The organism is Pantoea sp. DY-17, from assembly GCF_019795975.1.
Taxonomy (GTDB): domain Bacteria; phylum Pseudomonadota; class Gammaproteobacteria; order Enterobacterales; family Enterobacteriaceae; genus Pantoea; species Pantoea leporis.
Genome location: NZ_JAIMIG010000002.1, coordinates 767,903 through 780,455, shown reverse-complemented (window position 1 = coordinate 780,455; position 12,553 = coordinate 767,903). Strand labels below are relative to the sequence as shown.

General features: G+C 54.6%; 15 protein-coding genes. 5 read left to right on the top strand and 10 right to left on the bottom strand.

Going from position 1 to position 12,553, the window contains the following annotated elements; all coding sequences use genetic code 11:
* Positions 1 to 25: 25 nt before the first annotated feature.
* The 4 genes from K5Y33_RS13960 to K5Y33_RS13945 are packed head-to-tail and all read right to left on the bottom strand — an operon-like array spanning position 26 to position 3,603.
* The gene (locus K5Y33_RS13960; protein ID WP_154183028.1) at positions 26 to 433 is read right to left on the bottom strand and encodes a DUF2000 family protein; all 408 of its coding nucleotides are present in this window, start codon (positions 431 to 433) and stop codon (positions 26 to 28) included.
* Between the two features lie 34 nt (positions 434 to 467).
* Positions 468 to 1,325, bottom strand: coding sequence for an AraC family transcriptional regulator (locus K5Y33_RS13955; protein WP_222234289.1), 858 nt, complete (start codon positions 1,323 to 1,325; stop codon positions 468 to 470).
* 21 nt (positions 1,326 to 1,346) lie between these two features.
* Entirely contained in the window at positions 1,347 to 2,645 is a 1,299-nt protein-coding gene (locus K5Y33_RS13950) for an SLC13 family permease (RefSeq protein ID WP_222234288.1), read from the bottom strand.
* 58 nt (positions 2,646 to 2,703) lie between these two features.
* The gene (locus K5Y33_RS13945; RefSeq protein ID WP_222234287.1) at positions 2,704 to 3,603 is read right to left on the bottom strand and encodes a LysR substrate-binding domain-containing protein; all 900 of its coding nucleotides are present in this window, start codon (positions 3,601 to 3,603) and stop codon (positions 2,704 to 2,706) included.
* A gap of 99 nt (positions 3,604 to 3,702) precedes the next feature.
* Here K5Y33_RS13945 and K5Y33_RS13940 point away from each other — a divergent pair, with 99 nt between their 5' ends.
* Positions 3,703 to 4,473: a 2OG-Fe(II) oxygenase gene (locus tag K5Y33_RS13940; RefSeq protein WP_222234286.1), complete on the top strand. Its 771-nt coding sequence runs from the start codon at positions 3,703 to 3,705 to the stop codon at positions 4,471 to 4,473.
* On the opposite strand, the gene K5Y33_RS13935 is transcribed toward K5Y33_RS13940, so the two are convergent.
* The 4 genes from K5Y33_RS13935 to K5Y33_RS13920 form a co-directional block, all read right to left on the bottom strand.
* The gene (locus K5Y33_RS13935) at positions 4,468 to 5,541 is read right to left on the bottom strand and encodes a DUF2817 domain-containing protein (protein WP_222234356.1); all 1,074 of its coding nucleotides are present in this window, start codon (positions 5,539 to 5,541) and stop codon (positions 4,468 to 4,470) included. The genes K5Y33_RS13940 and K5Y33_RS13935 overlap by 6 nt on opposite strands.
* Positions 5,542 to 5,614: 73 nt before the next feature.
* The gene (locus K5Y33_RS13930; RefSeq protein ID WP_222234285.1) at positions 5,615 to 6,385 is read right to left on the bottom strand and encodes a transporter substrate-binding domain-containing protein; all 771 of its coding nucleotides are present in this window, start codon (positions 6,383 to 6,385) and stop codon (positions 5,615 to 5,617) included.
* Positions 6,386 to 6,616: 231 nt separating this feature from the next.
* Positions 6,617 to 7,096 (bottom strand): type VI secretion system tube protein TssD, encoded by a 480-nt coding sequence (locus tag K5Y33_RS13925; protein WP_222234284.1) that lies wholly within the window; start codon positions 7,094 to 7,096, stop codon positions 6,617 to 6,619.
* Between the two features lie 225 nt (positions 7,097 to 7,321).
* On the bottom strand, positions 7,322 to 8,014 hold the full coding sequence (locus K5Y33_RS13920; RefSeq protein ID WP_222234283.1) for a hypothetical protein: 693 nt from the start codon (positions 8,012 to 8,014) through the stop codon (positions 7,322 to 7,324).
* A gap of 268 nt (positions 8,015 to 8,282) precedes the next feature.
* Here K5Y33_RS13920 and K5Y33_RS13915 point away from each other — a divergent pair, with 268 nt between their 5' ends.
* Positions 8,283 to 8,828 (top strand): ATP-binding protein, encoded by a 546-nt coding sequence (locus K5Y33_RS13915; RefSeq protein ID WP_255610321.1) that lies wholly within the window; start codon positions 8,283 to 8,285, stop codon positions 8,826 to 8,828.
* Positions 8,829 to 8,901: 73 nt separating this feature from the next.
* Here the strand turns inward: K5Y33_RS13915 and nfsB are convergent, their stop codons facing one another.
* Both nfsB and K5Y33_RS13905 read right to left on the bottom strand, forming a co-directional pair.
* On the bottom strand, positions 8,902 to 9,555 hold the full coding sequence (gene nfsB, locus K5Y33_RS13910) for an oxygen-insensitive NAD(P)H nitroreductase (protein WP_101761730.1): 654 nt from the start codon (positions 9,553 to 9,555) through the stop codon (positions 8,902 to 8,904).
* Between the two features lie 115 nt (positions 9,556 to 9,670).
* Positions 9,671 to 10,672, bottom strand: coding sequence for a zinc-binding alcohol dehydrogenase family protein (locus K5Y33_RS13905; RefSeq protein WP_222234282.1), 1,002 nt, complete (start codon positions 10,670 to 10,672; stop codon positions 9,671 to 9,673).
* A 142-nt stretch (positions 10,673 to 10,814) separates the two neighbouring features.
* Between K5Y33_RS13905 and K5Y33_RS13900 the strand changes: the two genes are divergently transcribed.
* The 3 genes from K5Y33_RS13900 to K5Y33_RS13890 all read left to right on the top strand — a co-directional run bounded on the left by K5Y33_RS13900 (position 10,815) and on the right by K5Y33_RS13890 (position 12,539).
* Positions 10,815 to 11,735, top strand: coding sequence for a LysR family transcriptional regulator (locus K5Y33_RS13900; RefSeq protein WP_222234355.1), 921 nt, complete (start codon positions 10,815 to 10,817; stop codon positions 11,733 to 11,735).
* 149 nt (positions 11,736 to 11,884) lie between these two features.
* A complete protein-coding gene (locus K5Y33_RS13895) occupies positions 11,885 to 12,298 on the top strand; it encodes a type II toxin-antitoxin system RelE/ParE family toxin (RefSeq protein ID WP_137387249.1) in 414 nt (137 codons plus the stop codon).
* Positions 12,240 to 12,539: a helix-turn-helix domain-containing protein gene (locus K5Y33_RS13890; RefSeq protein WP_222234281.1), complete on the top strand. Its 300-nt coding sequence runs from the start codon at positions 12,240 to 12,242 to the stop codon at positions 12,537 to 12,539. The genes K5Y33_RS13895 and K5Y33_RS13890 overlap by 59 nt, the downstream gene beginning before the upstream one ends.
* Positions 12,540 to 12,553 lie beyond the last annotated feature (14 nt).

The following is a 12,553-nucleotide window of genomic DNA, read 5'->3' as shown; positions in this document are numbered from 1 at the left end:
GGGTTAGGGTGAGGGAAAACGTGCTTTACCCGTGCAACGCCAATCCCTTAATCGCCTTATCCACCGCCTTCTTCGGGCCGCGCAGCGCAATGCCGACCAGATTCAAATTATCAGCATCCTCCGCCATAAACACTTCGCGGTTCGCCGCATCGTGACCGGTGGAAAACATCGCTTCCACGTAAGGAATAATGGTTAACTCGCGCTCCAGTCCCTGACGGTGCGCACGCTGCAAACCGGCCAAATCCCCGGCAAACACCAGCATCGGCTGGCCCGCCATGTTGCCGTACTGTCGCGCTTTGGCATCAATATAAGGTTCGCCCATCATCTCGGGGGCGGCGGACGCCACGCCGGTAGCGAGGAACGCCACCACATTCAGGCGCTGCCAGGTGGCTAAATCATCACGTACGATCAGGGCGATTTTGGTATCAAACATCTGCAACAACTCTCCAATGACAACGAAAACCTCATCATCTAAGAGCAGGCGGGGAAGCGTATAGAACGTTTGTGCACTGACGTTGATAAGCGGCGGGCGTCATGCGATAGGCGCGCTGAAACCAGCGGCCCAAATGACTTTGATCGGCAAATCCTACCTGCGCCGCCACCTGCACCGGCTCAATGCCCTGCGCCAGCAACGTGCGCGCGCTGCGCAAACGCAAACGCACCAGATAGGCATGCGGCGATTGGCCGAACGCCTGTTTGAACTGGCGCGTCAGGCGAAATCGATCGATGCCGGAAAGGCGCGACAGCTCATCCAGACCAATATCCTGCGCCATAAAATCGTGCAGATAGTCGCGCAACAGCTGCATCTGACGCATCGCTTCGCTGTGCTGCAGGCTGGGTTTGGTATCCAGATGGCGTGACAGCAGGGTGAGCAAATGATCGAGGCTTTGATCGCGCGCCAACCGCCCTTCGCCCTGATGCACGGCAAACCAGGCTTGCTGAATGGCGCTGGCTAACAGCGCATCGTCAGTTAACGTATGGCGGAAAGCGCCTTCGATATTCGACACATCACCCAACCCGCGACGCTGCATCATCTCCGCCACCCAGCTTTGCGGCAGATAGAGCATCACGTAAGTGAAACCCTCGGCGTCCGGCGCATGGCCATCGTGGACCGCACCCGGTTCAATCAAAATCGCCCGGCCCGGCGTGCTGGTGTGCAGCGAACGGTGGCAGTTGAAGCGCTGTAAACCTTGCTGCGTCACGCCCACCAGCAGTTCGTCGTGATCGTGCGGATCGTAAGCGTGTCCGCGAAAGTGCGCGTTGACGCTTTCAATTCCGGTTTCATCATCACGACGAAAATCAACCCAATCATTATTGGTTGGCATAGGCAATCTCTGGCAAAGACATCAGGCATAGCCTAGCAGCCGAAACCACAGATAATCCAGCGGTAACAGCAACACCGCGCTAAGCAGAAAAATCAGTGCGCACAGCTGTAAACCGGCCTTCGCCGGAACGTTGCCGAGTCCCATCGCCACCACCACCGGCGATGCCTGATACGGCAGCAGCGGCGTAGCGTAGGCAAACACCTGCAACATGATCACGGTGAGTAGCGGAAAGCCAGACGCGTTCGCCAGTTCTTGCGCCATCGGCGTCACCATCGCCGGTACGCCGTTGGCGGTGAGCACGAAATTCAGTAGTGACACCAGCGCATTGAGCACCGCGAAATTGCTGAAGGACGGGTGTTCGTGCAGCGGTAACACGTTAAGCAACGCATTGGCGATCATCCGTCCCAGGCCTGAATCCACTACCAGCGTGGCGACACCAAGAATCCCGGCAATGTAAATGCAGGTGCGGAAATTTACCCCGCTGGCAAAGTCCTCGCTGGAGATAAAACCTACGCGCGGCAATAAACAGATACAGGCTGCCGCCAATCCCACCCACGCAGCCGGTAAGCCGTGCACGCTGTCGGTCATCCACAGCAGCAAAGTGATCGCCAGCAGACCAATCAAGCGCCATTCGCTGCGGCTAAGCGCGGTTAAGCTGTCGCGCTGGTGGACCGCTTTGGGCTGCGCGCGAAACAGAAACAGCAGGCAACCTATCAACAACAAGCCCTTAACGACGCCCACCACCGGCATATGCAGCAACCACCACGGCAACCATTGCAGGTGCAGCTGATACGCGCTCTCCGCCGCGCCGCTCAGCACCAGATTCGGCACATTGGCGGGCAAAATACTGGCGGAGAGCTGGAAGGTGCCAAATCCCACTGCCAGCGCCAGGCCAATACTGCCGCGGCTGCCCGCTTTGATTCCTGCGCGTTCGCCCATCGCCAGCACCACCGGCATCAGCAGCGCGATGCGTCCCATATTTGAGGGCATAACAAACGCCAGCAGATAAGTCAGCAGCACGGTTCCCGCAATCATACGCGGCCAGCTTTGGCTAAGCGGCACCACCAGCCAGTTCGCCCAGCGCTGCGCCAGACCAACTTTGCGGATCGCCGCGCCCAGCACAAACCCGCTGAGCACCAGCCAAAACGCCGACGAGGCAAAACCGCTGAATATGCTGCTGGCAGGAGCCAACTTTAGCAACATCGCCGCCGTGAAAAACAACAGCGCGGTGACGTATTCTGGCAAACGCGCGCTGGCCCATAGCAAAATGGTGGTGCCCACCACCAGCGCGGTGAGCCAGAAGTTGAGATCTGCGGTCATTGATGAACTCCCTTTCTTTTCCAGGTCGCCATAAAGGGCGATGCTACGAATGGGTATATTATCCCGCCAGCTGCGTGAGCCAGTGGATTAGCGCAGCGCTGCCCGGCTGGCTGAGCGAGCGCTGCGGCCAGGCAAGGAAATAGGGTTTGCTGAGCGGCAAGCTAAGCGGATCGACAACCACCAGCTCGCCGCGCGCCAGTTCGTTGGCAATCAAACGCCGCTGACCGAGCAGCAAGCCCGCGCCTGCCACGGCGGCATCAATCGCCAGCGAGGTAAGATTGAAACTGAACGACGGCTGCGGCGGCGCATCGTCAATGCCTTTAGCCTGAAACCAGCTGCGCCAGTCAGGTAAGAAACGCCCTTCGTTGCCCCAGTCGAGGTGAATCAGCGGCGCATGCTGCAACACCTCCATACCGGCAAAACGATGCAGTAGCGCTGGGCTCGCCACCGGCAACACCTCATCGAGAAACAGCAGCTGCTTGTCCAGCTGCGGATAGCGATCTTCGCCGAAACAGATGACAAAATCGGCTGGCGTGGCGTTGAAATCCACTTGCGTATGGGTGCCGTGCAGCGATAAATCAATTTCAGGACAGTGCGCGCGCCACTGCGCGATGTTCGGCAGCAGCCATTTTGAGGCCAGCGCCGGCAGCGAATAGAGCGTTAATCGCGGTGCCGACGCCGCATGGCGCAGGTTTTGCTGGCCGAGGTGCAGAATGTCGAACGCCTCAGTGACATAACGCAGATACTCTTTGCCCATCTCCGTCAGCATCACGCCGCTTTGTGTGCGCACAAACAGCGTGCTGCCCAATTGCTCTTCCAGTTGGCGAATTTGCTGGCTCACGGCGGCTGGCGTTAACGCCAGCTGCGCAGCCGCTTTTGCCAGGCTGCCCAGTTCCGCCGCCACTTTGAAGGATTGAATGACGCTGATTTTGGGCAAACGTGGTGATGGCGCGGGCATTAAGGTTTCCTTAGCAAGGTGTTAAATTTTTATCGTTACGTATTAACATATCAGCGAGTTACAGTCTTTACACACCTGTAACACATGAGAAGTAAAACTATGTCTGCCTTGATTCGTTTCGATCTGCATCCGCTGGCCGATGCCGACTGGCGTCGCACCTGCCGTGAGCAACTTAATCAGCACGGCGCTTTAGTTTTGCGTCAGTTCCTGCAGCCCGCTGCGCTGCAGGCCATCATTGCCGAAGGCGATGCGCAGCGCCATCTGGCGTATCACACCGCCAGCAAACACAACGTTTATCTGATGAAAAAAGATGATGCTTTCAGCGCCGATCATCCGCGTAATCGCGATGTCATTAGCACCAAAGGCTGCATCACCGATGATGTGATTGCCGCCGATTCGCCGCTGCGCCAGCTCTACAACGATGAACTGTTCAAAAGCTTCCTGTGCGATGTGCTGGGTGAAGAGGCGCTCTATCCGTATGCCGATCCGCTTTCGTCGATCAATCTGCACTACGCGCCCGACGGCCAGGAACTGGGCTGGCATTTTGATAACTCGTCGTTCGCCATCACGCTGCTGGTGCAGAAACCGCGCGCCGGCGCCGTGTTCCAGTACGTGAAAGATCTGCGTGATGCCGATGCCGGTGAGATGAATTTCGACGGTGTGGCGGCAGTGTTGGATCAGCGCCAGCCGGTGGAAGCGCTGGCGATTGATGCCGGGGATCTGGTGCTGTTCCGTGGGCGCAATTCGCTGCATCGCGTTACGCCAACCGAAGGCGATATCACCCGCATGCTGGCGGTGCTGGCGTATAACACCGAGCCAGGCATTGCCCTGTCGGAAACCGCCCGCATGACCTTTTACGGACGCTTATAAATCGATTAACGCCCGCCAGCCACGCACAAAAATCTGCTGGGTGCGAAAAGCCACCAGCGCGCGCCAGTCAGCGTCGGCGGGCCAAAATCCTTCCACCAGCTCCTGCTTAATCGCCCGCCCGCTTTCACTGGCTGGATCGCCTTGCAGATGCAGCCAGTGATCGTCGCGCACGCGGCGATGCATCTCCTCGCCAGGATAGGTGCCGCACTCCACCACCAGCGGCAAAATCTGCGTCTTCGGTAGCGACGTCAGCAGAAATTGCGACACATAGCCGGTAGCCGTCGCGGTCACGCCGGTTTCGCTGTCGCGCCCTGCGCCGGTGAACAGCAGCGTTAACCATTCTCCATAAATCTCCTTGCCCCAGTCATGTGCGGCAAAACGCTGCTCGGCAATCGACAGCAGCATCGGATGTCCCCACGCGCCCGCGCCGGTGTGCAGATCGAAGCTGATGATGGTTTTGGCCTGCGACAAGTGATCGGCGATGATGGTTTGCAGCGTGCGGTACGACCAGCCTGGCTGTTGGCCGCCGAAGAAGAAACCGTCCGCCGCGCCATATTGCCCCGCTTCCACCACGCGTTTTATCGCCGGCCAACCGGCGCTGTTGAGCGCGTCAGCTAACAGCTTATCGGCGCGGGCGCGATCGCCGTGGTAAATGCCATGCCACGCGGCGTAATCGGGATTGGCGGGTGAAGGCTGTGAAAAATCGATAAAGTTGCGATTGAGGTCGATGTTGTCTTCATTGACGCGGCGTAAATGCGCCGCGCCCCACGGATTGAGCAGATGCAGCATCACGATAGCAGTATCCGCCGGCAGCGCCGTGAGATTGAAGGTTTCGAGCCAGGCGATCTGGCAATCGGAACCGTAATAGCCTTCTACGCCGTGCGTGCCGGAGATCACCAGCATCAGCCGTGATGCGTTGACATCGCCGATTACCGCTACGTCAGTGAAAAGTTCCTCGCCCTGCGGACCGGGTAACGGATGCGCGTAGGACGTTAATGCGCCGTTTTGCCGTTTGACGGCGGCGAGAAAGCGGGCGCGTTGAGTTGGGTAGTGCGGTAAGTTCGTCATGATTTTTGAGTGAGTGTGGGTGCGGTTGGTGGGCAAGGTCGTCATCAATGGCGACCTTGCGTGCAGATGAATTTTACGGATAGACCTTGAATTTGAAGTACTTCTTCGCCAGTTGATCGTAAGTGCCGTTGCTGTGCAGTTCGGCCAGCGCGTTGTTGATCAACTTCAGATTGGCCGCATCGTCTTTACGCAATCCAATGCCCACGCCATTGCCCAACACCTCTTTATCCACCAGCGTGGCGCTGATGACGTAGTCTTTGCCGGCTGGCGTGTTAAGAAAACCTTGTTCTGCCGAAACCGCATTGGCCAGGCTGGCGTCGAGCCGTCCCGCCACCAAATCAGGATAGATCTCCATCTGATTAGGGTAAGAAACCACACTCACGCCCTTGGTTGCCCACTGCGCTTTGGCGTAGGTTTCCTGAATGGTGCCCTGCGCGACGCCGATTCTTTTGCCGCGCAGCGCGTTAATGTCTCCCGTTAGCATCGCTTTGGCGGGTGTAAGCAACGCGCTCGGCGTGACGTAAAGCATGTCGCTGAAGGCGACCTGCTCGCGGCGTTTCTCCGTCATCGACATCGCCGAAAGAATCGCATCAAACTTTCTCGCCTGCAGCGCCGGAATGCTGCCATCAAAACCAATCTGCACCCATTGGCACGTCACTTTGGCTAGGGCGCAAATCGCGTTGCCGAGATCGATATCAAAGCCCTGCAAAGAACCGTCGCTGGCTTTGGATTCAAACGGCGGGAACGTCGGATCAACGCCGAAACGCAAGGTTTGCTGGGCAAATGAAGCGTGGCTGAAAGCACTCAGCGAAAGCAGTAAGGCAAAGGACAAACTTTTCTTCATTGTTATCTCCGGCAGGTAGCTAAATTCACAACGTCATACAGAGTTAATAACATGGTGGACATGATCTCACTACAGAAATTACGGATTTAATGCAGAGGGAATACTTATTAAACAGAAGGGGTTAAGCGATTTTATCTTCGGCAGTAAGAGAATCTTAATGCCGAAGATGAACGTTATGCGGAAACAAACTTAGTTTGGATACACTTTATAACTTTGGTCACTGAAATAGTGTCACGCGCAAGCGTATTCATTCCATCTATCGCGGTAAATAATATTTCCTTCCGTGTACTTCCAGGTGATCGCCTCATAACGCAACTCTAATGTTTCAACATGAGTGTTGCTCTGACCATTTGGGGCAAGGTAAGGCGAAACCGTGGTGATTTTAACGTTATCCAAAATGATATTGAAATATTCGGACTCAATGCCTGATTCAAGAATCCGATACATCTTGATCGTAGCTTTTTTAAGTGTGCGCCCTTCACATACAGCGCGATAAAGAATTGGTGTTGTCTTGTCGAACTCTTTTACTATCACGATAGGTTGATGGACTCGCGTTGCGGTCAATTTTCCCCTATTTGGATCTACTGGGATGGTTATGCCGTGTGAAAATGATTTTAATTCGATAGAACCTAACCTCAGTGGGATTAAACAACTTCCAACAATAGGCGAGCCATTTTCATCTTCTAGCCATAAATGTGCGGGCGTCGACATACAATATCCTTATCTGTTAACAGTTTTTTATACTTCATCATTTTATGTAACGAGCCACGATGACCAGCGCGAATATAAAGAAAACCGCAATAGGCCAAACTGGACTTCCTGGAAAAAAATGAGCCTGAAGTAATGCAAAGACAATGGTCAATATTGCCGGTCCGTATATCCATACTAACGACCTAACTAATGAACACATTGAGTCTTTTATAAATTTAATCATAGTTACCTAATCAACCGGGTAATGATATCTGCAATATTTTCTTCAGTTGCCCACTGAGCATCCAGGGCACTCGCGCGTTGCATTACGGGTTCAATTAGGAAATACATCATTTCCAGATTCTGTAAAGAGAGCGCTGAATAATAGACGGGATATTGAGTTTGAAGGCGGTGCGCACTATCTGCTGCCCTCTGAACAATACCATACAAAGCTGCTGCTCCCACTACACCACCGGCTATTCGCCCTGTCAGCGCGCTGATCTCCATACTCAGGTTTAATCCCATGCGAACGGCACTGGCTGCCGCCATAGCAAAACCTGCGTTAGTCAGTGAACTTGCAGCAATATGAACATTAACCGTCATAAGCTTTTTCTTTATGTATTCTAATTGCTGTGCAGTTTTATATTTTAGCAGTTCTTCAAAATATACTTTAAGCATCTCAAAGCCAATATCTCCATGCCTGAGAAGTCGGTAAACCCCATCCCGAAAACGGATATCTTCATTTTTTTGCCGCAGGCATACATCGTTATATTCATCAGTGAAACAGGACGTGTAAAACAACGCTCGGGTAGCACCAGCACCGATTGATTTGACCTGTTCCGCCACCTGTTTTCCGACGGCATCAACGGCATTGTCAAGTTTCATTGCGAGAATTTTATTTGCTTGAAGATAACTGATGACTTCACTGTTGTTAAACATAACTTTTGCATCCTATATCCTTATAGTAACTGTGGTCTACGATACTGATTATCAAATTTTAGATCCACCTATTACATTAGGTCATTTCTATATAACAAGTGCGCATGTCATTCTTTTGTCATAACTCGCTCACGCTGATGTCAGAGCCGATTGCATATCCTGATGGCCTACCTTCAAATCAGGAGTATTAAGATGAAATTGAACAAACTCACCCTTGCAGCGGGCATGCTGCTGGCTATCGCAGGCGGATGCGATTGACGTGCGCCTTTTGTCGCAGCGAATGCCTGAACAGGCGGTAGCGGAACTGCAGCCGCTGGTGGCGGCTTTCAATCAGATGCTGGGGCGCCTTGAAAGGGGTTATCAACAGTTGAGCCAGGTTTCTGTTGATATGGCGCACGATCTGCGCACGCCGATTAGCACGCTGATCGGCCAAACTGAAGTGGCACTGAGTCAGACGCACAGCGTCGTAGATTATTTGGCGCTGTACGGCGAACTGCTCGCCGATCCGCAACTGCTGCAACGCGCGCTGGCGAATCTGATGGCCAACGCCTTGTGCTACGGCGAACGAGATTCCACCGTGCGCATTTTCAATCGGGGCAGCGCTTTGATGGTGGAGAATCAGGGCCCGGCAATGAGCGCGGAACAGCAGGCACGCATCTTTGATCGCTTCTGGCGCGCCGATGCGTCACATCATCAGGGCAGCAGCGGCTTGGGATTGTCGATTGTGCGCAGCATTATGCGTTTGCATCAGGGAAGTTGTGAGATGCATAGCGAGCAGGGTGTGAACCGCTTTACGTTGCGGTTTCCGTATTGATCTTGCGCGATAAATCGCGCCGCTACAGAAACGTGCGTCCATCCGTAGCGGCGCAATTTATTGCGCGAAATATTTAAATAAAGGTAAAAATCTCGTCACGTGGCAAACGTGATTTCGGCAGCGCGGCGTTGAAATCCGCATCGCTGCGATAACCCAGCGACACCAGCACCACGCTGGTAAAGCCCTTCTCACGCAGGCCCAGCGCCTGATCCAGCGCGCGCTGGTCAAAACCTTCCATCGGTGTGGCATCAATGCCTAACATCGCTGCGCCCAGCAACAATCCGCCCAACGCCAGGTAAACCTGCTTTTCCATCCACTGCGGCACATCGCGTGATTCATAGCGATGCATATCGACATAGCTGCGACGCACCATGTCATTGTTCGCTTTGCTTTCCGGCCTGGCGTAACGGCCATCAGCATCTTCCTGATCGAGCACGTTCTGCAAATGCGCTTCATCCAGATCGGTGCGCATGCACAGCGCGATAACGTGCGAGGCATTGCGCACTTTCGGGCTGTTATAGGCAAAGGCGCCATCGGTGGATGCGGCGATTTGCTCGCGACCCGCTTCGGTAGACGCCACCACAAAATGCCACGGCTGGGAGTTCACGGATGACGGGCTGTTGCGCAGCACGTTCAGCAGGGTTTCGATTTCATCCTGCGGCAGGCTTTTACCCTGTTCAAAGGCTTTCACAGTGTGACGACGAGCGACTGCATCATTGAGTGTCATGGCTTAATCCTTTTTCTTTGTAGCGCGATAAATCGCGCCGCTACACAACTGTGCGGATATCCGTAGCGGCGCAATTTATTGCGCGTGGTTTGCATCATTTATTGCGTTAAGTTGGTTAAAACCCGCTCAGCACGATCTTACCGCGTGCGCGACCGCTCTCGATCAGCGCATGCGCCTTGCGCAAATTGGCGGCATTGATAATGCCGTGATGTTCGCCGGCGGTGGTTTGCAGCGTTTTGTCATCAATCAGCTGGCTCACGCGCTGCAGAATCTCATGTTGGCGCTGCATATCGGCGGTATGGAACAGCGAGCGCGTAAACATCAATTCCCAGTGCAGTGAAATCGCTTTGCGCTTCAGCGGCACCGCATCCAGCGTCTCGGGATCGTCGATCAACGCCAGCTTGCCCTGCGGCGCGAGCGCATCAATCAGCTGATCGTAATAGCTGTCGGTATGCGTCAGCGAGGCGACATAGCGCACCTCTTTATGTCCAATCGCCGCCAGCTGTTCGCCCAGCGGTTGAGAATGATCAATCACATGGTGCGCACCGAGTGAACGCACCCAATCCGCCGTTTCCGGGCGGGAAGCGGTGCCGATCACCGTCAATTTGGTTAGCTTGCTGGCGAGTTGCGTCAATATGGAACCGACGCCGCCACCTGCGCCAATAATCAGCAGCGCGGCGTTGTCATCGGCTTGTACCTCAAGACGATCAAATAGCAGTTCCCACGCGGTCAGCGAGGTCAGCGGCAGCGCGGCGGCATCGGCGTCGTTCAGTGAACGCGGTTTGTGCCCGGCGAGGCGTTCATCCACCAGCCCATATTCGGCATAGCTGCCGGCGCGCGTGATATCACCAGCATAAAACACCTCGTCGCCCGGCTGGAACAGCGTGACGTCTGCGCCCACTGCTTCCACCACGCCTACCGCATCCCAACCGAGAATGCGCGGCTGATCGGTTGGCGCACCGGCGCGCACTTTGGTGTCCACCGGATTCACCGCAATGGCGTGAATTTTTACCAGCAGATCGCGCGCGCCCGGCGTTGGCTTATCAACCTCAAGCTCATACAGCGCATTTTCATCGGAAATCGGTAAACCGTTTTGGCTATAAACAATGGCTTTCATCAGGCAGATCCTTATTCATCAGCAGGTTTGGTGAAGTAAATTCAGCATAGCGGTCCGCAGCGCAATGAAAAATGCCAGTTGCAGGTGAACACTTTCACTCTTAGAGTGAAAATCCCTGCTGACTACCACGATGAATAAGAAGATGATCCGACTGGAAGATGTCACTCTGTTTGTGCGTTCAGCCGCACTCGGCAGCTTTTCACGCGCGGCGCGCGAGGTGAATTTACTGCCCGGACAGGTCAGCGCGGCAATTCAGCGGCTGGAGCGGGAATTGGATCGCCGCTTGTTCGCCCGTTCTACCCGCAGCCTGCGCTTAACCGCCGAAGGGGAAAAGTATCTGCCCTTTGCGCAGGAGATGCTGGCGCTGATGCATGCCGGTGCCGACAGCTTGCAGAGCGATGAAGATGCGCTGAGCGGCGAGCTAAAAATCGCGCTGCCCTCGGATATTGGTCGCAATATTCTACTGCCGCTGATCACTGACTTTTGCCGCGCGCATCCGGCGCTGGCGGTGCGGCTCTCCTTTTCCGACCAGATCAGCGATGTGTTCCGCGATCCGGTGGATATCGCCATTCGCTACGGCAAGCTGGAAGACAGCAGCTACGTGGCGTTGCCGCTGGCGGAGGACAATCGCCGCGTGATGGTGGCGTCGTCGGATTACCTTGATCGTCACGGTCGCCCGCAACAGCTGGAGGAGATCGCCCAGCACCATCATGGCCTGCTGTTTATGATGGGCGGCCACGTTTACGACAAATGGACCTTTCCGCAGGATGGCATGCGCCGCCAGATCACGGTGAAAAGCCGCATGCTGTGTGATGACGCCGAAGTGGCGCGCCGCTGGGCTATCGCCGGTATGGGCATCGCTTATAAATCGTGGATTGATGTGTGTGACGATGTGCTGTACGGCAGGCTGGAGCGCGTAATGCCGGAGATGCCGGGCGAAAGCACGCCGCTGCACCTTATCTGCCCGCATCGCAAACAGTTTTCCCCCGCGATCCGCGCGCTGCATGAGGTGCTGCGTACGCCGCTGCGTGCGTTAACCGCGAAGCTCACCCAGCATGAGTAGCATCGCGATTTATCGCCCAAGCTGGTCAATGAACTTTGCGCGCTGGATTCAGGAACCGCAATAATCTCTATACAAAGCAATTATCACGCATTATTTCTTGATAGACTGCAGTCTATAAAATAGACTGTAACCTATCAAGGACGAATACCGTGTGGAATGTTGAAGCTACGGATCGATTTTGGCAATGGCTCACAATGCAAGATGAAGCGCTGCGCATTGATATGCTCGCTGCATTGAAATTACTGTCCCAGGAAGGCCCGCACTTGGGTCGTCCGTATGTTGACACGCTCTATTTTTCAAAGATTTCCAATATGAAAGAACTGCGTGTTCAAAGCAATGGGCGCCCGATTCGTGGCTTCTTTGTCTTCGATCCGCATCGCAAAGCCATTGTGCTCTGTGCGGGAAACAAAGCAGGAAAGAACAAAAAACGATTCTACAAAGAGATGCTCAATCTTGCTGAGCATGAATACCAACTTCATCTGAACTCACTCAAGAAGAGTCACCATGAAAACGTTAAAAGAGATGCTGGCGACGCTGACGCCGGAACAGCAGCAAAAGGTTGATGAGCGTGTTACGCAGATGCGACTGGAAAGTCAGCTGTATAAGTTACGCGAACAGTTACAGCGCACCCAGCGCCAGCAAGCGGAAGCTATGAATATTGCACAATCCTCTGTGGCAGCGATGGAGTCGCGCGGTGCTGAGCTGAAAATCTCTACACTGAAACGCTACGTTGAAGCGCTGGGCGGCGAACTAACACTAGGTGTAAAAATGCCGGGCGGCGAACACGTTGATTTGATAGTTTGATTTTATACCTCGCA